20 protein-coding genes are annotated in these 20,127 nt (G+C 58.3%); 9 read left to right on the forward strand and 11 right to left on the reverse strand.

What is annotated here, in order from left to right; genetic code table 11:
* Window positions 1–2: 2 nt before the first annotated feature.
* The 4 genes from glnD to dapD are packed head-to-tail and all read left to right on the forward strand — an operon-like array spanning window position 3 to window position 5,334.
* On the forward strand, window positions 3–2,684 hold the full coding sequence (gene glnD, locus ACHUE7_RS10155) for a [protein-PII] uridylyltransferase (protein ID WP_394169843.1): 2,682 nt from the start codon (window positions 3–5) through the stop codon (window positions 2,682–2,684).
* The gene (dapC, locus tag ACHUE7_RS10160; protein ID WP_394169844.1) at window positions 2,681–3,868 is read left to right on the forward strand and encodes a succinyldiaminopimelate transaminase; all 1,188 of its coding nucleotides are present in this window, start codon (window positions 2,681–2,683) and stop codon (window positions 3,866–3,868) included. Before glnD ends, dapC begins: the two co-directional genes overlap by 4 nt.
* Before the next feature lie 41 nt (window positions 3,869–3,909).
* On the forward strand, window positions 3,910–4,263 hold the full coding sequence (locus ACHUE7_RS10165; RefSeq protein ID WP_394169845.1) for an arsenate reductase: 354 nt from the start codon (window positions 3,910–3,912) through the stop codon (window positions 4,261–4,263).
* Between the two features lie 39 nt (window positions 4,264–4,302).
* Window positions 4,303–5,334: a 2,3,4,5-tetrahydropyridine-2,6-dicarboxylate N-succinyltransferase gene (gene dapD / locus ACHUE7_RS10170; RefSeq protein ID WP_394169846.1), complete on the forward strand. Its 1,032-nt coding sequence runs from the start codon at window positions 4,303–4,305 to the stop codon at window positions 5,332–5,334.
* A 199-nt stretch (window positions 5,335–5,533) separates the two neighbouring features.
* On the opposite strand, the gene ACHUE7_RS10175 is transcribed toward dapD, so the two are convergent.
* Entirely contained in the window at window positions 5,534–6,322 is a 789-nt protein-coding gene (locus ACHUE7_RS10175) for a DeoR/GlpR family transcriptional regulator (RefSeq protein ID WP_348477857.1), read from the reverse strand.
* Window positions 6,323–6,328: 6 nt separating this feature from the next.
* Window positions 6,329–7,219: a hypothetical protein gene (locus ACHUE7_RS10180; RefSeq protein ID WP_394169847.1), complete on the reverse strand. Its 891-nt coding sequence runs from the start codon at window positions 7,217–7,219 to the stop codon at window positions 6,329–6,331.
* A 198-nt stretch (window positions 7,220–7,417) separates the two neighbouring features.
* Between ACHUE7_RS10180 and ACHUE7_RS10185 the strand changes: the two genes are divergently transcribed.
* Window positions 7,418–7,999 (forward strand): superoxide dismutase, encoded by a 582-nt coding sequence (locus ACHUE7_RS10185; protein WP_127554816.1) that lies wholly within the window; start codon window positions 7,418–7,420, stop codon window positions 7,997–7,999.
* Window positions 8,000–8,080: 81 nt separating this feature from the next.
* Here the strand turns inward: ACHUE7_RS10185 and ACHUE7_RS10190 are convergent, their stop codons facing one another.
* Complete coding sequence (locus tag ACHUE7_RS10190) at window positions 8,081–8,395, reverse strand: YqcC family protein (protein ID WP_394169848.1); 315 nt, start codon at window positions 8,393–8,395, stop codon at window positions 8,081–8,083.
* 437 nt (window positions 8,396–8,832) lie between these two features.
* Between ACHUE7_RS10190 and ACHUE7_RS10195 the strand changes: the two genes are divergently transcribed.
* From ACHUE7_RS10195 to moeA, 3 genes are all read left to right on the forward strand, one after another.
* Window positions 8,833–9,867, forward strand: a complete 1,035-nt coding sequence (locus ACHUE7_RS10195) for a DUF3549 family protein (protein WP_394169849.1) — start codon at window positions 8,833–8,835, stop codon at window positions 9,865–9,867.
* Window positions 9,864–10,295, forward strand: a complete 432-nt coding sequence (locus tag ACHUE7_RS10200; RefSeq protein WP_394169850.1) for a YchJ family protein — start codon at window positions 9,864–9,866, stop codon at window positions 10,293–10,295. Before ACHUE7_RS10195 ends, ACHUE7_RS10200 begins: the two co-directional genes overlap by 4 nt.
* Before the next feature lie 83 nt (window positions 10,296–10,378).
* Window positions 10,379–11,611, forward strand: coding sequence for a molybdopterin molybdotransferase MoeA (gene moeA, locus ACHUE7_RS10205; RefSeq protein WP_394169851.1), 1,233 nt, complete (start codon window positions 10,379–10,381; stop codon window positions 11,609–11,611).
* Window positions 11,612–11,715: 104 nt separating this feature from the next.
* Here moeA and ACHUE7_RS10210 read toward each other — a convergent pair whose 3' ends face one another.
* Genes ACHUE7_RS10210 through ACHUE7_RS10220 form a run of 3 tightly spaced genes read right to left on the reverse strand, consistent with a single transcriptional unit; the run spans window position 11,716 to window position 13,604 of the window.
* Window positions 11,716–12,267: a biotin transporter BioY gene (locus ACHUE7_RS10210; RefSeq protein WP_394169852.1), complete on the reverse strand. Its 552-nt coding sequence runs from the start codon at window positions 12,265–12,267 to the stop codon at window positions 11,716–11,718.
* A gap of 9 nt (window positions 12,268–12,276) precedes the next feature.
* Complete coding sequence (locus ACHUE7_RS10215; RefSeq protein ID WP_394169853.1) at window positions 12,277–12,909, reverse strand: energy-coupling factor transporter transmembrane component T family protein; 633 nt, start codon at window positions 12,907–12,909, stop codon at window positions 12,277–12,279.
* The gene (locus tag ACHUE7_RS10220) at window positions 12,906–13,604 is read right to left on the reverse strand and encodes an energy-coupling factor ABC transporter ATP-binding protein (protein WP_394169854.1); all 699 of its coding nucleotides are present in this window, start codon (window positions 13,602–13,604) and stop codon (window positions 12,906–12,908) included. Before ACHUE7_RS10220 ends, ACHUE7_RS10215 begins: the two co-directional genes overlap by 4 nt.
* 197 nt (window positions 13,605–13,801) lie before the next feature.
* Here ACHUE7_RS10220 and ACHUE7_RS10225 point away from each other — a divergent pair, with 197 nt between their 5' ends.
* Window positions 13,802–14,563: a sulfite exporter TauE/SafE family protein gene (locus ACHUE7_RS10225; RefSeq protein WP_394169855.1), complete on the forward strand. Its 762-nt coding sequence runs from the start codon at window positions 13,802–13,804 to the stop codon at window positions 14,561–14,563.
* A 34-nt stretch (window positions 14,564–14,597) separates the two neighbouring features.
* On the opposite strand, the gene ACHUE7_RS10230 is transcribed toward ACHUE7_RS10225, so the two are convergent.
* From ACHUE7_RS10230 to ACHUE7_RS10250, 5 genes are all read right to left on the reverse strand, one after another.
* Complete coding sequence (locus tag ACHUE7_RS10230; RefSeq protein ID WP_394169856.1) at window positions 14,598–15,461, reverse strand: alpha/beta hydrolase; 864 nt, start codon at window positions 15,459–15,461, stop codon at window positions 14,598–14,600.
* A gap of 162 nt (window positions 15,462–15,623) precedes the next feature.
* Window positions 15,624–17,108, reverse strand: a complete 1,485-nt coding sequence (locus ACHUE7_RS10235) for a 2-methylcitrate dehydratase (RefSeq protein WP_394169857.1) — start codon at window positions 17,106–17,108, stop codon at window positions 15,624–15,626.
* Window positions 17,109–17,184: 76 nt separating this feature from the next.
* Entirely contained in the window at window positions 17,185–18,309 is a 1,125-nt protein-coding gene (prpC, locus tag ACHUE7_RS10240; protein WP_394169858.1) for a bifunctional 2-methylcitrate synthase/citrate synthase, read from the reverse strand.
* Between the two features lie 102 nt (window positions 18,310–18,411).
* Window positions 18,412–19,302: a methylisocitrate lyase gene (prpB, locus tag ACHUE7_RS10245; protein WP_348477843.1), complete on the reverse strand. Its 891-nt coding sequence runs from the start codon at window positions 19,300–19,302 to the stop codon at window positions 18,412–18,414.
* Complete coding sequence (locus ACHUE7_RS10250) at window positions 19,299–19,958, reverse strand: GntR family transcriptional regulator (RefSeq protein ID WP_348477842.1); 660 nt, start codon at window positions 19,956–19,958, stop codon at window positions 19,299–19,301. Before ACHUE7_RS10250 ends, prpB begins: the two co-directional genes overlap by 4 nt.
* Window positions 19,959–20,127 lie beyond the last annotated feature (169 nt).

The following is a 20,127-nucleotide window of genomic DNA, read 5'->3' on the forward strand; positions in this document are numbered from 1 at the left end:
GCATGAATCTGAATGATTATGCCGATGCTGACCTGATTGATGCAGACAGCCTGACGCAGGTAACGACCCAAGCCCCGCCGATGCAGGCGTTGCGCCAGGCCCTGGATCACCTCTATCAGACGCTGGATCGCCGCTTCCTGCAAGGCGAGCCCATACGTACTCTGGTGTTCGGTCGCACCTGGGCCATGGATCAGATTCTGACAGCCGCCTGGCACCACTTCGACTGGCTTAACGAACAGAACATCGCCCTGATTGCTGTCGGTGGTTACGGGCGCGGAGAGTTGCTGCCCAAATCCGACATCGACCTGCTCTTGCTGTTCGATACCGAAGCCGACATCGATGCCAATGTTGATTCAATACAGGCGTTTCTGACCCTGATGTGGGATCTGAAGCTCGATATCGGTCACAGCGTCCGTACGCTGGAGGCCTGCCAGGAAGAAGCCCGGGGCGACGTCACCATCACCACCAATCTGATGGAAAGCCGCACCCTGAGCGGCAATCCGACGCTGCGCCAACGCGTTTCCGGGCTGATCAGCCAGGCCCACATATGGCCCAGCGACGACTTCTACAAAGCCAAGCTGAACGAACAGACCCACCGCCACCAGAAGTACAACGAGACCGAGTATAACCTGGAACCAAATGTCAAAGCCGGCCCGGGCGGGTTGCGCGACATTCAGACCATCGCCTGGGTAGCAAAACGGCATTTCGGCGATACCGATCTGGCCGAGCTGGTCGAGCGTGGCTTCCTGACCGATGCCGAATACCAGGCCCTGATCGACGGACAGGACTACCTCTGGCGCATCCGCTATGCCCTGCACCATTTCAGCGGGCGCGAAGAAGACCGCCTGTTGTTTGATCTGCAGGAAAAAGTCGCCGAGCAGTTCGGCTACCAGGACCGAGAAGGTCAGTTGGCGGTCGAACACCTGATGCAGGATTATTTCCGCCAGGTATTCAAGCTGCGTGCCCTGAACATCATGTTGCTGCAACTGTTCGACGAAGCCATTCTGCACCAGAACGAAGACGACCAGCTGATTCCAATCAACTCCCGGTTTCAGGTCCGTAACGGCTACATAGAGACGCTGAACGACACGGTATTCATCCGCACGCCGTCGGCTCTGCTGGAAATTTTTGTGCTCTGTGCACAGCGCCCGGATACCAAGGGTATTCGCGCCTCAACCATTCGCCAGATCTTCGCCAACCGGCATCGCATCAACGGCAAGTTCCGCCAGGATCTGCGCAACATCACCTTCTTCATGGAGCTGCTGCGCAGCCCGGCCGGGGTGTCCACCAATCTGATGCGGATGAACCAGTACGGCATACTGGGGCGTTATTTGCCCGAGTTCGGGCTGATAGTCGGGCAGATGCAGTACGATCTTTTCCATGTCTTCACCGTCGACGCCCATACCCTACTGACCATTCGCAACCTGCGCCGTTTTCGCCACGCCAACAACACCGTTGAATTCCCCATCGCCACCAAGGTGATTCACCAGCTACCCAAAGTGGAACTGGCCTACATCGCCGCGCTCTATCACGACATCGGCAAGGGCCGTGGCACCGATCATTCAGTCGAAGGCGCCGAAGAAGTCCGCCGTTTCGCGCTGCGCCACCGCATGACGGCCTGGGAGAGCGACCTGGTAGTCTGGCTGGTGCGCAACCACCTGCTGATGTCGATCACCGCCCAGCGGCTCGACATTTCCGACCCCGAAGTGATTAACCACTTCACCCAGCAGGTTGGCGACATCCACCGGCTCAACTACCTGTACGTATTAACGGTTGCCGACATCTACGCCACCAACCCCAACCTCTGGAACAGCTGGCGCGCTTCCCTGCTGAAAAAACTCTACCATGAAGCCATGGCTGCCCTGCGACGCGGGCTGGAAAACCCCATAGACAAAGAAGAACGCATTCGCGATGTTCAGTCGGCCGCCATGACCATGCTGCGCGACGATGGCTTTACCGAGGCCGAGATCCTGCAGCTCTGGGACAATCCGGGGGATGACTATTTTCTGCGCGAAAGCCCGGAGAACATCGCCTGGCACACGCGCGCCATCGCTAACCATGGTCTCAATGTGCCGTTGGTACTGATTCGCGAAACCGACGAGCACAGCTTCGCCGGCGCTACTCAGATTTTCATTTACGCACCGGACCGACCGCATTTGTTTGCCGACATTGCCGCCTGCCTCGACAGCTGTGAACTGGACATTCAGGACGCCCGCATCATGACGTCCTCCGCCTCGGATTTCAGTCTCGATACCTTTATCGTGCTCGATGAAGAGGGCCACAGCATCGGCAACAACCCGGCTCGCCTGAGAGATGTACAGCACCGCCTGTTGCTGGCTATTCAAGACCCGGAAGACACCGCCACGCCGAACCGGCGTCTGTCGCGCCGCCTTAAACACTTCAGCATTGCGCCCATCATTACTGTCAGCAACGACCCGGCCAACCACCGAACCGTGGTCGAGGTAATCACCTCGGACCGCCCCGGTCTGCTGGCCGACATAGGCCGGGCCTTCAAACGTCTTGATCTGCGCATGCAAAGCGCCCGCATCTCAACGCTGGGCGAACGGGTGGAAGACGTCTTCTTTGTGGTCGACAACCAGAATGAACCGCTGCACGACTCCCATCGCGTGGCTGAATTGCAGAAACAACTGACCGAGACCATCGACCAGGGACAACACCCATGAATCCGTTAATGGCACGGCTGATGCCGTACCCCTTCGAGAAACTCAAGCAGCTGACAGCCAACATCACACCGGCCAGCCTGCCCGAGGTCGCCTGGTCCATCGGCGAGCCCAAACACGCTGCGCCGGAGTTTCTCAGCCCTGTTTTGAACCAGAACCTGGGGGGCTTTTCCCAATACCCGGCCACCAACGGATTGCCGGCATTGCGTGAAGCGATCAGCCAGTGGTGCCAGCGCCGCTTCCAATTGCCCGATGGCAGTCTAACCGCCGACAGAAACGTTCTGCCGGTCACCGGCACCCGCGAAGCGCTGTTTTCGGTGGTTCAGGCCCTGTTCGATGCCAGCTCCGCCAAACGCGACGTCTGGATGCCAAACCCCTTTTACCAGATCTACGAAGGCGCCACCTACCTGGCCGGCGGCGAACCGCGCTACCTGCCCTGCCTGGCAGAAACCGGCTACCTGCCCGACTTTAGCGGCCTGACCGACGCCGACTGGGACAACTGCCAGATGCTGTTTCTGTGCACCCCGGGCAACCCCTCCGGCCAGCCATTATCGCTGGAGCAGTTGCAACACCTGATCCGCAAAGCCATCAACCACGATGTGCTGCTGATCAGCGATGAATGCTACAGCGAGCTCTACCGCGATGAAGCAAACCCGCCGCCCGGACTGTTACAGGCCGCAGCGGCCATGGGCCACACCGACTATCGCAACTGTCTGGTGTTTCACAGCCTGAGCAAGCGCAGCAACCTGCCCGGCTTGCGCAGCGGTTTCGTGGCTGGCGATGCCCGCCTGATCGCCGAATTCCTGCGCTACCGAACCTATCACGGCTGTGCCATGCCGCTGCCACATCAGCAGGTTTCCATCGCCGCCTGGCAGGATGAAAGCCACGTTGCTGCCAATCGCGCGCTCTACAACCAGAAGTACCAGGCGCTGCACGACATCCTGTCCGACAAGATGCCGGTGCGCATTCCCGAGGCCAGCTTCTACCTCTGGCCCAATCTGGAGCGCGACGACACTCAGGTTGCCTGTGACTGGCTGGAACAATCCAACATCCGGGTCTTGCCGGGTCAGTACCTGTGCCGGACGATCGACGGCGTCACCCCGGGGTATGGGCACGTTCGCATTGCTCTGGTCGCCGAACTGGATGCCTGTATCGACGCCGCCGAACGCCTGCGCCGCCTGCTCTGACTCGCAGGCCACACCCTTGCACGAAAGGAAACCGAACCGCCATGATCCGTATTTACGGCATTCGCAACTGCGACACCATCAAGAAGACACTGGCCTGGTTTGCAGACCAGCAGCTCGAGATTGAGTTCGTCGACTACAAGAAAACCCCGCCGGACGAAGCGCTGCTGCGCACCTGGCTAACGCAGCTAGACTGGGAACAACTGGTCAACAAACGCGGTACCAGCTGGCGCAAACTGCCTCAAGAACAGCGCGACACCCTAACCGAGGCCGGCGCCATCGAACAGATGATCGCCAACCCGTCTTTGATCAAACGGCCACTGGTCGAGTATCAGGGCTCTGTGAGTGTCGGTTTCGATGAAGCGCACTTCGCACACTTGGCAGCGCGGGCTCGCTGACACTTTTAAAACGCTAAAACGACATTGAGAGGACAACACATGAGCTATTTTGCAGTGGCGATCGGCACCGCCACCCGAAACAAAGACGGCAAGATCATTGAAGCCTGGTACCCCCAACCGATTCTGACCCCGTCTGACGACCTGATCACTACTCTCAGCCAGGTCGCCAAGCTCAACGGCGGCAATGAAGCGCTGGTGGTCGAGAGCGCCCTGATGAGCCCCCTGGCCGATGGCTTCGACAAAGCCGGCTACCGCGAAAGCGCCCAGTTCTGCCGCGCTGCAGAAAGCAGCCGCCAGACTATCGTACTGACCGTACTGGAATCCGATGCCGCACCGGTGTCTGTCGCCGAAGGCTATCTGAAGCTGCACCTGCTGTCGCACCGCCTGATCAAACCCCACGGCTGTTCACTGGACGGCTTGTTCGGCCTGCTGCACAACATCGCCTGGACCAACGAAGGCCCGATCGACCTGCCAGAACTCGCCGACCGTCAAATGGAAGCCCGGCTGGCGGGCCGCACCCTGGATGTCCAGTGCGTCGACAAGTTCCCGAAAATGACCAACTATGTCGTGCCCAAAGGCATTCGTATTGCCGATACCAGCCGGGTTCGGCTTGGCGCCCACATCGGTGAAGGCACCACCGTCATGCACGAAGGCTTTGTGAACTTCAATGCCGGTACCGAAGCGGTATCCATGGTCGAAGGGCGCATTACCGCCGGTGTCATGGTAGGCGACGGCTCTGATGTGGGTGGCGGGTCATCGATCATGGGCACCCTGTCAGGCGGCGGTAAAGTCGTCATTTCATTGGGCAAGAACTGCCTACTCGGCGCGAACTCCGGTATCGGCATCCCGCTGGGTGATCGCTGCACCGTTGAAGCTGGCTTGTACGTCACCGCCGGCACCAAGGTGGCCATGCTCGACAACAAGAAACAGCTGGTCAAAACGGTTAAAGCGCGGGAACTGGCGGGTCAGTCTGATTTGCTGTTCTGGCGAAACGCCGAAACCGGTCGGGTAGAATGCCTGTCGAACAAAACGGCGATTGAATTGAACAGCGAGTTGCACAGTAATAACTGAGTTAAATATTTTATAGTTCGCAACCAAGTGAGTACCAGGTACCGGGTATACCTCTCCGGGGGAGTCCGCAGCATGGATGCTGCGGTCTAGGCCCCATGGAAGGGTTCACGCCGAGCGAGATGTCGCACCACCCGAGAGGTATGCCCGGCACCTGGTACGGACCCACGGCAGCAAGACAAACCCAAACTCCGAATTTTAACTAGTCGCAGACAAACAGTCTGACCTGATGCTCGGTGAGCAGATCCTGGAAGACTTTTGGGGGTGGGCTGTCGGTGTAAAAGGCGTCGGCCTGGGCAATGCTGCCCAGACGAACCATGGCCTGGCGGCCAAACTTGCTGTGATCGGCTGCCAGTAACACCTGGCGGCTATGCTCGATAATGGTTTGGGCAACGCGGACTTCCCGGTAATCGTAATCCAGCAGGGAACCGTCATCGTCGATGCCACTGATGCCGATGATGCCGTAATCGAGTTTGAACTGGCGAATGAAATCCAATGTCGATTCACCGACGATGCCGCCATCGCGGGCACGCACCTCACCACTGGCCACAATGACCCGAAAATCTTCCTTGCCGCTCATCAACGTCGCCACGTGCAGATTGTTGGTCACAATTTGCAGACCCTTATGGTGCATCAGGGCATGGGCGATGGTCTCGGTTGTGGTACCAATGTTGATGAACAGGCTGGCATGGTCCGGAATCTGGTCTGCCAGTGTGCGGGCGATGCGGTCCTTGGCAGACTGGTTCAGAATCTGCCGGTCGAAATACGGCAGGTTCTCCGTGGAATTAACCGGGCTGGCCCCGCCGTGAAACCGCACGATGAACCCGCTGTCTTCCAGTAACGTCAGATCCCGGCGGATCGTCTGGGGCGTTACGCCAAAGTCTTCGACCAGATCGTCGATGGTCGCATGACCCTCTTTCTCAACACGCCGCACTATGGCGGATTGTCTTGGATTCAGCGGTTTGTCCAGTCGGGCATCACGTAGTGTCATGCGAGCTTATTGCACCCCCCCGGGCATACGGTCTTCCAGCGCATCCACCCGCTCGCTGACAGCGACCAGGCGGCGATTGGCTTCCAGCCTGCCCGCGTCGATAGAGCGCAGAACCTCATTGAGTTCATCGACTTCATCTTGCAGCAGCTGCTGGTTCATGGTCGCCGTGCCCTGCTCAACCAGCAGGTTTTCCTGAGTCAGCGTCAACGACAGTAACCGCTCTTCCAGACTGGCCGGGTTCAGGTTCTCCAGGCTTGCCTGCAACTCGCTGAAGGCTTCAGACGTCTGGTCCAGTTCAGTCTGCAACGCAGCCAACGACTCCGACTGGGAACCATTGGCAACCGCCTGCTCCTCTAGCTGGCTGGATAGCGCTGCGAGCGCCTGTTCACGGGCCTCGATCTGACTTTGTACATTGGACTGCAGCTGCGCAATATTCTGCTGATTGGTTTCAATCCACTCCCGGTTACGCTCATTGGCGACTGCCCAGAGTTTGCGAATTTCGCTCATCTGCATATCGGTTTCAGCCTTGATGGCCCGAAACTGATTGTTGATGGCCGTTTCATTCATCACCACCGATTCATCGGTCTCGGTCATCGAACGCTGCACCGATACGATTCGGTCATCCGCCAGTTGTAGCCGCTCATCAAACATCGCCAGCGTCTGTTGCTGGCTATATGCCAATAGCCCAAGACCCGCGCTGATGGCAAACAACACCAGCACAAGCCCCCACAGCAGCGTTGGCGTATTGCCGCCACCACTGCGCGCTGACGGCTCTGAACGCCCCGCAGACGCAGTGTTGCGTGGTGTGGACGAGGCGGTCGTCGACTGACGACCGCGGATCTGATCACGGTCTGGTACCATTTTGGGCAGGTCACTGCCCGGTTTGGAGTCCGACATTGAAACAACCTGTGTATTAAATAAGTAGGGTCATTATAGGGACAGCCCCCCGATGAACAAGAGAGGCTCGGTAATTGTGCCCAATCGCATTAAAATAGCCGCCCGGTCGCACTTGAAACCGGCCCCAACCGACCAGATAGTACAGTCACGAATGACAACGTGCTAATACACCCATCGAAAAGACAGAGGGAGAACACCATGGCTTTTGAACTGCCAGAACTGCCGTACGCGATCAACGCACTTGAACCCCACATTTCCCAGGAAACCCTGGAATACCACCACGGCAAGCATCACAACACCTATGTGACCAAGCTGAATGGCCTGATCCCGGGCACCGAGTTTGAAGGCAAGAGCCTGGAAGACATCATCAAATCCTCTTCCGGCGGCGTGTTCAACAACTCCGCTCAAATCTGGAACCACACCTTCTACTGGCACAGCCTGAGCCCGAATGGCGGTGGTGCTCCTACTGGCGCCCTGGCTGACGCCATCAATGCCAAATGGGGTTCATTCGAAGCCTTCCAGAAGGAATTTGACGAAAAAGCCGTCAACAACTTCGGTTCAAGCTGGACCTGGCTGGTCAAGAACAGCGATGGCTCGCTGGAAATCGTTAACACCAGCAACGCCGGCACCCCTATCACCGAAGGCCAGACACCGATCATCACCGTCGATCTGTGGGAACACGCCTACTACATCGACTACCGTAACCTGCGCCCCAAATACCTGGAAGCGTTCTGGAAACTGGCAAACTGGGACTTCGCAGCAGAAAACTTCGCCAAATAAGGCGACGTTCAGCGAACCGTCCACCCGGCCCGCCTTGCGGGTACGGGCCCTGAAAGGTGGCTTCGGCCACCTTTTTTGATGTCAGGGCTTGCCCAGACAGCCATCAATCCGGTCAATAATCACCAGCAGCTGCTGAGTCGATCGCTTCTCAAACTTCAGCGCCTCTTCAGCATAAGGTCTTACCTGAGCCCCGGTGGGCAGCGGCAAATCAGCCTCAATCAACGCACGCAAGCGCTGCAAATAGATCCACTGCAACCACTCCGGCAAGGTTAGTGTATCTACCGCAAACGGCTGGGCACTTGCCAGCGCCTCGGGCGACGGCGGTACATCACTCCAGAACCCCTGCTCTCTCAGCTCCGCTTCCAGTTCGTCCAACAGCGTCGACAATTCAGACAAAAACCTTCCTCCCGTTCCGCGATACTCTGGCGGATAAGTAAAAAACGCGCAGTGTAGACGCCTGATCAGGTGAAGCAAAGCATCACTAAAACCTGAGCAGCATTTAGTAACAAACGGGCAACAATCCGAGTGTTGGCCATCGGGTAGGCCTCTCCGGGAAGTCTGAGGCATGGACTAAAACGCCTGGAGCGTTTTAGAACGAGCGAAGCGAGCCCAAAGGGTGAATCCCATGGAAGGGATTCATATCCCGAAGCCTAGGCCCCATGGACGGGTTCACGCCGAGCGATGTGTCGCACCACCCGTAGAGGCCTACCCGGTGGCCAGCACGAGTTCAAGGCAGAAGAGCCGACCCGACCAACAGGTTCAACCTCCGGGATTAATAACAAGACTCATATCCGGTACACTGCGCCACCCATGACCGATACCAGAGCCGCTGTATGAGCACCTCAAATACCCAGACCACACCCGGACTTGTTGATTTTCTCGAGCGCAGCGGCGCCCGTTACCGGGCCTTTGATCTGGGCAGTCAGTTGCGTAACCTCAGCAAGGACCAGTTTGCCCGGTTCGACCAGGGACAGCCCTACCCCTACCCGCATCTGAGTCATGCGTGGTTGATACTGCTGCTGTGGAACCCCGAGCAGCGCGAGCAACACAGCATCTGGTTTATGAAACTGCCACTGGACGAACAGGGTGGGATGCCCGCCGCCGTCATGACGGATGTTCTTGACCGGCTGTACCGCTCGCTCGCCACTGCTGACCCCAAAGAGCGCCAGCGCCTGCTGACCGACCACCCTTACCAGTTCACGCCCCCCGACCACAAAATGGCCGCACTGCACGCCCGTGCCAGCCGCATTCTGGGCGCGCCACCCAGTGCTTTTTACGCCGATGCCCAGCGACTGCTGACACAGGAAGGCGCATCGGAAGACTGGGCCAACATTGGCCTGCAAGGCCTGTTCGACGTGCTGGAACGGCGCAGCCCGGCCGATGAGCAAGCACTCACCCGCCAATTGCCCGCGATACCCGACTTCGCACGCCAACAGGTGCTGAACGCCCTCGAACACCACAAACCGGGTGTCGCCCTGACTGAACGCATTATCGAACTGGGACACCAGCATCAGGACGTCGCCACACGCGTCGCGGCGCTGCGCGCTCTGTCTCAAAGCCCGGCAACAGGCCTGGTAGACGCCTTCGTCAGCGACTCGCTGAACCACTTTAGCGACGAACTGGATGTGGTACTGGCCGTGCTCAGCCGGCACCCCGGCCTGCTGGCCAATACCGACCTGGCGCTGGTGGCACTGGACCGACTGGCCGAACTGGCCGATACAGACGGGTTTAACCGGGTCGTTCAGGGGCTCGCCTTGCAGCCCGGCTTGTCGGGCCTGATTTTACAGGCATTGCGCCACCCGCATCGCTCTGACGCGCTGGCAAGCGCTATCGGCCAACTGATCAATAGCACCCGGACGGTACAATGAGCGACGATCCCAACAAAACAGCCTCCGTTTCAAACCCTGTATCCGCCCACTGTCATTGCGGCCAGCCAGTACCCTATCTTAGCTGTTGCGGTCGTTTTCTTGAGGCCGGTGCCTACCCGCGTGATCCGGAAACGCTGATGCGCAGTCGCTTCACCGCCTACCGGCTGCAACGACTGAATTATCTGATCAGGACCTGGCATCCCGACACCTGCCCGGCGCTGACCGCCGACCACCTTGAGGGCACCGACTGGCAACGGCTGCAGGTCATCCGCAGCAAAGCGGGGTTAAAGAAAGGCTGGGTGGAATTCATCGCCCATTATGTGGACGAGCAAGACAAGCCTGAACAATTGCACGAGATCTCGGAATTCCGCAAAGTGAAAGGTCGCTGGGTCTACCATTCAGAACTGGAAAGCTGGCCCGGCGAATAGGCCCGGGGAGTGGTTTTTCACCGAACACCCGGCCACAATGCCCTGCTGCAACAGTACCGATTTATCCGCCGACGGAGCCTGATATGAGCTGTTACGACCTGCCCGGATTGTTGCCCTTTGACCAGGCGCTGACGCGGATGCTGAGCCAGTTAACCCCCGTAGAGGGCGAATCGACGCTGGCGATTACCGATGCAGTCGGTCGTGTAACGACCCAAGCCGTGCGGGCACAAATAAACCTGCCTGTGTTTGATAACTCAGCAATGGACGGTTATGGCCTGCGACATCAGGATGCCGTCGATGGCAAGCCGCTACCGGTCCAGGGCCGGGTGCTGGCTGGCGAGGCGCTGGACGACCCTTTAACATCGGGCCATTGCGTGCGCATCATGACCGGAGCCCCCATACCAGAAGGGTGCGATACGGTGGTAATGCAGGAGAATGCTCGGGTTACGGAGCAGGGCATCCTCTTTGACCCGCTGCCGGAACAAGGCGCCAACGTTCGTCTCAACGGCACAGACCTGCTCGCAGGTGACGTCGTCTTGCCTGCCGGTCATCGTCTGCGCCCTATCGATGTGGCACTGCTAACAAGCGTTGGCCTGGCCGACGTAACTGTACGCAGACGCCCGAAAGTCGCCGTCTTTGCCAGTGGTGATGAACTGCAACCGGCCGGCACCAGGCTCGCACCAGGTCAAATATACGACTCCAACAGACCGGGCCTGCATGCCATGCTCGTCAAACTCGGTGTCGAGGTATTGGATCTCGGCGTCATCCCCGACGACACAGATGCCCTGCGCCAGGCCTTCAGAACCGCCAATGAATCCTGCGATCTGGTGATCAGCAGTGGGGGCGTCAGCGTGGGCGAAGCCGACTTCACCCGCGACATCCTGGACGAAGAAGGCAATATTGAATTCTGGAAGCTCGCGATCAAGCCCGGCAAACCCCTGGCCTTTGGCCGCCTAAGCCAAGCCTGGTTTGTCGGCCTGCCGGGCAACCCGGTCTCGTCGCTGGTGACCTTTCACCTGATTGCAGTGCCTGCCCTTCGCTGCCTGATGGGCATGCCCCACCAACCGCTCGCACAACTGAACGCCATCACACGGGAACCCTTGCATAAAACGCCCGGGCGTATGGATTTTCAGCGGGGATATTGGGATCTTCAGGATGGCACGGTTCAGGTGCGCTCCACCGGCTCCGGCCAGGGCTCACACCAGCTAAGCTCACTGACCGAGGCCAATTGCTACATAGCGCTGGAGCAAGACCGCGGGCCGGTTACAGCAGGCGAGACGGTCACGCTCTGGTTGTTTGATGATGTTATGGCCTGACTCGAATTGGCTGCTGTTGCTTTTAACGACATTGTCAGTGTTTGCAAAGTGCGAGCGTCGGATGCCGGTGGTGCCTAACCAACCCGAACTCTGAGACTTGAGTATTAAGCCTGTCGGGTAGCCACTGCCCCGGGCAGCCCTTTGTAAACCGATTGAGCCACCAGCGCTGTCAACACGACTTTAACGCTGTCACCGGGCACATACACGGCCATCACCTGGACCGAACGCAACCACTCACTGCCCGTCACCCACTTGAACCCGACGATGCCAAAGACGTAGAGCACCAGTATCCCGCCGACAAAGGCTCCAATGCCCGCCGCGACCAGAATCGATTGGCGCTGCAGCAAACGGGCGATGTAACCAGCCACCAGTGCCGCCACCGGGAACCCGACGATAAACCCCGCCGTAGGGCTGGCAAAGACACCCAATCCACCGCGTCCACCCGACAGTAAAGGGGCGCCCAGAGCCACAACACCCACAAACAACAGCATCGACAGAAAGCCGCGCCAAGGGCCGAGCATCACACCGGCCAGCATGACGCCCAGGGTTTGTGCGGTAATGGGAATGCCGGTCACAAAAGGCACAGGCGGAATCAGGCCGAGGGCCGCGACAAGGGCGGCGTACAAGGCCATTTGCACAAGGGCTTGGTCTTTCACTGCTATCTCCTATTGGGGTTGAACCATTGAAACGGGGGTTTCGGGTGATCGCACACCGCCCCGGGCGGCGAGTGCCTGGGCAACGTGGTCGGACATGCGAATGGCATTGATCAGCATGGGGATCGCCAGGCGCCAGACCGCGCGGCCACCGCCACGCGATTTCCAGGCGTCGAGCAGACTGTTAAGCACCGCCATCAATACCGGTACAAAACGCACGAACAACGCCACGGTAAAGGCAATGCGGTGTGGCGCCACACCGACCCGCCTGAGGGGCGACAGCAAGGGCATCACCGCATCCATCATGGCGTCCATCCGCGTGGTGAGGGTGACCAGGTTGGCCAGCCAGATCAGCGTCAGCATGCGCAGCAGCATCAGAATGGCGGCACTGACAGACTGACTCCAGGTCTGCACCACGAAAATTAGAATGAACATTGGGAGAAGCGGTTTGACCACCCAGAGGTATGACCAGCCGGCCGGCCCCAGACTCCGGTACGCGAGAATGACTGCGATCAGCGCAGCCCCGGCGGTCCACAGTGACGTTAGCGCGTAGAGCGCAACGCTGGTTACCATCAGCACCAGTAATTTTAGCCCGGCTGGCTGCCGGTGCAGCCAGGATTGCCGGTGCACATAGAGCGTCATCATAAGCTGAACGCCCCGTTACAAGCGGCCCGGTAGTCGGCAATTACGGTCTCTGGGCTGCCATCCCCCCGAACCTGGCCCTGTTCAAGCCAGAGCACACGGTCAAACGCGGCCAGTACGTCGAGATCGTGGCTGATCATGATCAGTTGTTGCGGCAAGCCCAGAAGCCAGTCGGTCAGAAATTGACGGGTGGGTAGGTCCAGTGCCGAAAAGGGTTCGTCCAGAATCAGCACGGCCGGGTTCATGACCAGCACCGCCATGATGCAGACCCACTGCTTTTGCCCTTCCGATAGGGAGTGCACCGGCCTTTCAGCCCAATCGAGCCGGTGGTGTTCCCGCAAGCAGTGCTCGGCACGTTCACGCGCATCCGACTTGCTCAGGCCCTGGTTGCGCAGCCCGAACATCAACTCTTCAATCACGGTGGGGAAAATCAGTTGGTGGTCCGGGTTCTGAAAGATAAAGCCAACCTGGTCGGCCATGGCTTCAGGCCCCTCGACCGGGTTATGGCCCCGCACCTGCAAGTGGCCCTGGCTGGGTTGTAACAAGCCATTGAACAGGCGCACCAGAGAGCTCTTACCCGAGCCATTGTTGCCGATCAGGCCGATGCGGCGCTCGCTCAGCGTCAGGTTGAGGTCACTCAGCACGGTTTGATCGTCGCGCGTCAGAGTCACCTGGTTCAGCTCAATGGTCAGGGTCATGCCGTGTCGGGCCTGGTTCAAATTTGATACGGAGCATACCAAACTGAAAAATAATATAACCCCAGCATTTATCAAGTGATTACTATTTAACCTAATCATATCTTAATGCGCTGAACAACACTGCGTTGCCAAAGCAGGCACTGCGTCCGTGCACCAATACGGTACACTGTGCACCACTCTTTGGGACGCGACGACCGATGTACGAACTCACCCCCTTTTTCATTGCCCTGCTGCTTTCGACGGGCTTGTTGGCCGGCATCATCAACGTGATGGCAGGCGGCGGCTCCAATCTCACCCTGCCCGCGCTGATGGCGATGGGCATGCCCGCCGATGTGGCCAACGCCACCAACAGAGTCGGGGTTTTCCTGCAGGGCATCGTCGGGTTGCGCGGCTTTCATGCCAAGGGCAGGCTCGATACCGACGACAGCAAGGCGATTCTGATTCCGATGATGGCCGGCGGCGCCGTCGGAGCAGCCTGTGCCTCCTTTCTGCCCAACACCCTGCTTAAACCCATATTACTGATCACCATGATTACGCTGGCGGTGATCATGCTGGTGCGACCCAGCATTGTGATTCCCGGCCCCGATGAACAGCCCTACACCGTCAAGCAACGCCCCAGAGCGCGTTGGGGGCTGTTTTTAACCGGTGTTTACGGGGGCTTTGTTCAGGCGGGCGTTGGTTTTTTACTGATCGCTGCAGTGGCAGGCGCCTTGCGCTATGACCTGGTCAAGGCAAATGCCTATAAATTGCTCGGCACCGTCGCCTTCACCACCGTGTCGCTGGCGATCTTTATTGCCCGGGGTCAGGTCGCCTGGGTACCGGGCCTGGTGTTGGCGGTCGGCACCATGATCGGCGCTCAGCTCGGCGTACACCTGGCGATCAACGTCAGTCAGCGCACCATGAAGTGGTTTCTGCTGATCATGACACTGGCCGCCAGCGCGGCGGCTGTCTGGCTGTAAAGGCCGCCACCCGATTGGCCAGGTTTCGGGCTTGTCACCGAAGCTGCCGCAGGTAGCTTAACGTATCGTCAAAACCCGGGGACCGGTCACGCAAGCGCACCGAAAACGAGGCGACTGTATCGTTGTGATTGACGCCTTCATAGCGGTGCGTCTGCACCGGCACGCCATTGTGACGGTAGGCTTCCGCCAGATTAGGTAAATTGCGCGGGCGAACAATGCTGTCATCAAGCCCGTCGATCAACAGAGCTCGGGGGTCATCGGCGCTGACAAAATTAATCGGCTGCGTTTGGGGAATTCCGTCGGCTCCGCCAAAGAGGTCGATTAAATTCGGGTTCGACAGCGGCAGGAAATCATAGGGGCCGGATAACCCGACCCAGGCTAGAATCCGCGAACGCTCAACACCGACCTTGTTCAAATACTGCTCATCCAGCGCCAGCATGGCGGCGATGTGCGCCCCAGCCGAATGCCCCATCAGCACCAGTCCGTCATCAGCCAGGCCTTCGTTCACCGTCCAGGCAACGGCCTGCGCGCCATCTTCAACAAACGCTGGAAACGTCACCTCCGGGTACAGCCGATAATCCGGCACAACAACACGATACCCTGCATCGGCCAGCGCCTGAGCCACAAATCGATAACCTCCTTTGTAACCTTCCTGCCAGGAACCGCCATAGAAGAATATCAACGCAGGAGCGCCTGCTTCCGGTTCCGTCGGCTGGTAGACATCCAGCCTCTGGCGCGGCTGGTCACCATAGGCGATGTCGGCAGCGCGCTCATAGCCGTGGTGAGGCGTAATCAGATTAAGTGCAGGCAAGGCACACCCGCTCAGCAAGAGCGTCAGCGGAATCAGCCCAAAAAAAAGCCGGTACCGCCAGGTACCGGCCAGATCATGCAGAAACATCGAGGGGAACCTGAAATTGCGTATCTAAGCTACTATACGCTCTTCGGACGAATCCGGATGCGTACTAGCGTGCTAAATCTCAAGCTTAAGAGCTCGCTTGGATGACAAACGGCGGCCGGTGCGGTCCCCTGCCACCAACCGTCCCGAACATCGAAACTCGCCTTAAATCACCATCAGGTCCATAAAGCGGTGCACCGGGGTTTTCTGCAGGCGTTCGGCATCTTTGCACAACTCGAAGATTTCTGCGGTGCGGCTTGCCGGGAAACGGGTGGCCAGATTGGCCCGGAATTTCTGCTCCAGCAATGGAATGCCCTCGGCACGGCGACGACGGTGTCCGATGGGGTATTCCACCGCGACCTGCTCGGTACTGCTGCCATCCTTGAAAAAGACCTGAATGGCGTTGGCAATGGAACGCTTGTCCGGCGCGTGGTACTCGGCGCTGTAGCGCTTGTCTTCGACGATTTCCATTTTCTCGCGCAAGGCATCAATGTCCGGGTGGGCCGCGTGAAAATCATCTTCATACTGCTCAGCCACCAGGTTGCCAAACAACAGTGGCACCGCCGCCATGTATTGCAGGCAGTGATCACGGTCGGCAGCGTTCGCCAGCGGGCCGACCTTGCTGATGATGCGAATCGCCGATTCATGCGTGGTGATCACAATGCGGTCGATCTCATCGATGCGGTCTTTCACCTGGGGATGCAGGGTAACGGCCGCTTCAGCCGCTGTCTGAGCATGGAATTCAGCCGGAAAGCTGATCTTGAACAGGATCTGCTCCATCACGTAGCTGCCGTAGTCGCGCTGGAACTTGAACGAGCGGTCGGCCTCGGGTTTAACTTGCTGATCCTTATTTGTTTTACTGAACAGCACATCGTAAAACCCCCATTGTGGCGCAGTAAGCGCACCGGGAATGCCCATTTCACCGCGCAAGGCAATGTCGACCAAACGCACGGCCCGGCTGGTGGCATCGCCCGCCGCCCAGCTCTTGCGTGAGCCGGCATTAGGAGCATGACGGTAGGTGCGTAGCGCCTGGCCATCGACCCAGGCGTGCGACAGCGCACTGAGCATTTGCTCGCGGTTGGCGCCCATCAGTTTGGCCACCACCGCCGTAGAGGCGACTTTTACCAACACCACATGGTCCAGACCCACACGGTTAAAAGAATTCTCTAGAGCCAACACACCCTGAATTTCATGCGCCTTGATCATCGCTTCCAACACGGCGTCCATCGTCAACGGCGCTTCACCCCGACTGACCCGCACCTGCGACAGGTGATCGGCCACGGCCAGAATGCCGCCCAGGTTGTCCGAAGGGTGGCCCCATTCCGCAGCCAGCCAGGTGTCGTTGTAATCGAGCCAGCGCACAATGGCGCCGATATCCCAGGCGGCTTTAACCGGGTCAAGCCGGAGTTGCGTTCCCGGTACGCGCGCGCCATTAGGCACAACGGTACCTTCAACAATAGGCCCCAGGTGTTTGGTGCATTCAGGGAAGCGCAATGCCAGCAGGCCACAGCCGAGTGTGTCCATCAGGCAATTACGAGCGGTATCCCAGGCTTCGTTGCTGTGGATTTTGTAGTCGAGTACATAATCGGCAATGGCCTGTAAGACGTCGTCGTATTCCGGGCGGTTATTCAGGTCTACGTTGGAACTCATGGTCGGGTCCTGTTTCAAATAACATTGTACAAATAAAAAAAATGAGGCTAACAGTTCAAGTTTCTGCAGAGATCAGTTAGCGTTTTTCCAACGGCACAAAATCACGCATTTCCGGGCCGACGTAATCCGCATTCGGCCGGATAATCCGGTTTTTGGCGCGCTGCTCTTTAATGTGCGCCGTCCAGCCACTGACGCGGGCCATCACAAAAATGGGCGTAAACAATGGCGTTGGAATACCCAGGGCGTGATAGGCCGGTGCGTGGAAAAAGTCAGCATTCGGAAAGAGTTTTTTCTCGTCCCACATGACTGTTTCGCACCGTTCAGCAATGTCGTACAAATGGCTGTCGCCACTTTGTTCGGCAAGCCGTTTAGCCCAGGCTTTGATAATGGCATTGCGCGGATCGCTGGTGCGATAAACCGCATGGCCAAAGCCCATGATCTTTTCCTTGCGCGAGAGCATGCCCTGCAATTGCTGTTCAGCGTCGTCCGGGTCTTTAAACCCTTCGATCATCGCCATCGCCGCTTCGTTGGCGCCACCGTGCAGAGGCCCTCGCAAGGTACCGATGGCACCGGTCACTGCGCTGTAGATATCCGTCAGGGTACTGGCGGCGACTCGGGCAGCAAAGGTTGAGGCATTGAATTCGTGCTCGGCATACAGAATCAGCGACGCATGCATGACCGCGACGTGCACCGGATCGGGTATTTTCTGATGCAGTAACGTCAGAAAATGCTCGGCAATGCTGTCGGCATCGCTGAAGGTTTCTATACGGCGGTTGAAATGCGAAAAGTGATACCAGTAGCAGATGATTCCCGGAAAAGCGGCCAGCATGCGCACAATCTCGGCATCCTGATCATCGAAACTGTGTTCGGGTTCCAGCACACCCAGCATGGAGCAGCCGGTGCGCATCACATCCATTGGGTGAGCACTGGCCGGAATGCGCTCCAGCGTCTCGAGCAAAGCCTGCGGCAGTTCGCGTTTTTCTTTCAGACTGCTGGCGTAATCGGCCAGTTGTTCAGCTGTTGGCAATTCACCAAACTGCAGCAAATAGGCAACCTCTTCGAACTGGGCATTGTCGGCCAGGCTTTGAATATCGTAGCCCAGGTAGGTAAGGCCACTGCCTTCTTTACCGACCGTGCACAGCCGGGTTTCTCCGGCCACCTGGCCGCGCAGTCCGGCCCCGGATACGGGTTTGTCCACCATGATCAGCCTCCTGTACGTATCGTAATATCTGTGTTTTATATTGAGTTCTGAATCCGTTTTGAGCCTTCACCATAAGGGCTCGCGGAATACTTAACGCCTCAGCTATCGAGCGCTGCCTTCATTGAACAGGGCATCGAGCTTCGCTTCGAAATCGTGATAGTTCAGCACATCGTACAAATCCATGCGGGTTTGCATCATGTCGACCACGGCTTTCTGGTCGCCCTCTACTTTAATGCTCTGATACACCTCCAGTGCCGCCAGGCTCATCGCGCGGAAAGCACTCAACGGGTACAGCACCATGGCAACGCCGGTGCCGGCCAGCTCTTTCTGGTTAAACAGGGGGGTTTGCCCGAACTCGGTAATGTTCGCCAGAATGGGCACATCCATGGCATCGGCGAATGCCTTGTAGTCATCCAGGGTGTGAACGGCTTCAGCGAAAATGCCGTCTGCACCGGCGTCGACACAGGCTCGGGCCCGGTCGATGGCCGCTTGCAGGCCTTCCTGGGCAAAGGCATCGGTGCGGGCCATGACGAAGAAGTCATCGTCCTGACGCGCATCCACACAGGCTTTGATGCGGTCAGCCATTTCCACCTGGCTAACGATGGCTTTGTTGGGCCGGTGACCGCAGCGTTTCTGCATCACCTGGTCTTCGATATGAATGGCCGCCACTCCGGCCCGTTCCATCTCGCGAATGCAGCGGGCAATGTTAAAGGCACCGCCGAACCCGGTGTCGATATCCACCAACAGGGGCAGGTCACAGGCGCCGGTAATGCGCCGCGCATCTTCCAAAACATCATTCAGGGTAGTGACACCCAGGTCGGGCAAGCCAAAGGAGGCATTGGCCACCCCTCCACCCGACAAATAAATCGCCGAATGACCGGCCCGCTCTGCCAGCATGGCCGTGTAGGCATTGATGGTGCCAACGATCGGCAAGGGGGTTTGTGCCGCCAGAGCATCGCGGAAGCGGCGGCCGGCCGTGGTTGCAGCCTTCATAGCAGAGTCTCCTCAGTCGTTTGTTCGAGTACCCGGCGTGCCGAGCGAATGTGTCGTTTCATCAGCAACGAGGCGAGTTCCCCATCGCGTTGCTGCAGTGCTTCAAAGATGCGCTGGTGTTCTTCCAGTGCCTGGCGGGGTCGCCCGCGGCGGTGTGCAGACTGAAACCGGAACATGCGCACTCGCTGGTAAAGCTCGTCACACAACAGGCTGATCAGCCAGCGGTTACCGCTTGCCTGAATGATGTTGAAATGAAAATCCAGATCCCCTTCCTGCTGTATGTAAAACTGGTCGTTCTGGTCATCCAGGTAACGTTCGTGCCGGGCGAGTACCGCGCCCAGTTCCTGCAAAGCCTCGTCGGTCATGTTCTTCGCCGCCAGCTCACAGGCAAGCGACTCGAGATTTTCCCGAATCTGATACAGCTCGATCAGCTCCTGACGATCCACGCCGACCACCTGGGCTCCGACGTGCGGCACTTTGCGCACCAGCCGACGGCTTTCCAGACGATGCAGCGCCTCACGCAGCGGGCCCCGGCTAATGCCCAGTTCAGTCGATAACTCCGACTCGCGCAACCTTTCATTGGGCGCGATATCGCCGCGCACGATGGCTTCCAGCAGTTGCTGGTAAATGCGGTCAACCTGAGTGCGTGCTTCCATATATTGTCTACAATGAAACGATAATTAACCTATTAAACGGCTATAACGTCGTATTTTCAACCTTAATTGTAAACAATGAGACCAATGGACGACCCTCCATCGCTCGTTGAGTACCGAAGAGACTGTGGCCGGGGTCACTGACACCAAAACCTGTAATCCTCTATACTGC

The sequence above is a fragment of the Saccharospirillum alexandrii genome (genome assembly GCF_043641555.1).
GTDB lineage: Bacteria > Pseudomonadota > Gammaproteobacteria > Pseudomonadales > Natronospirillaceae > Saccharospirillum > Saccharospirillum alexandrii_A.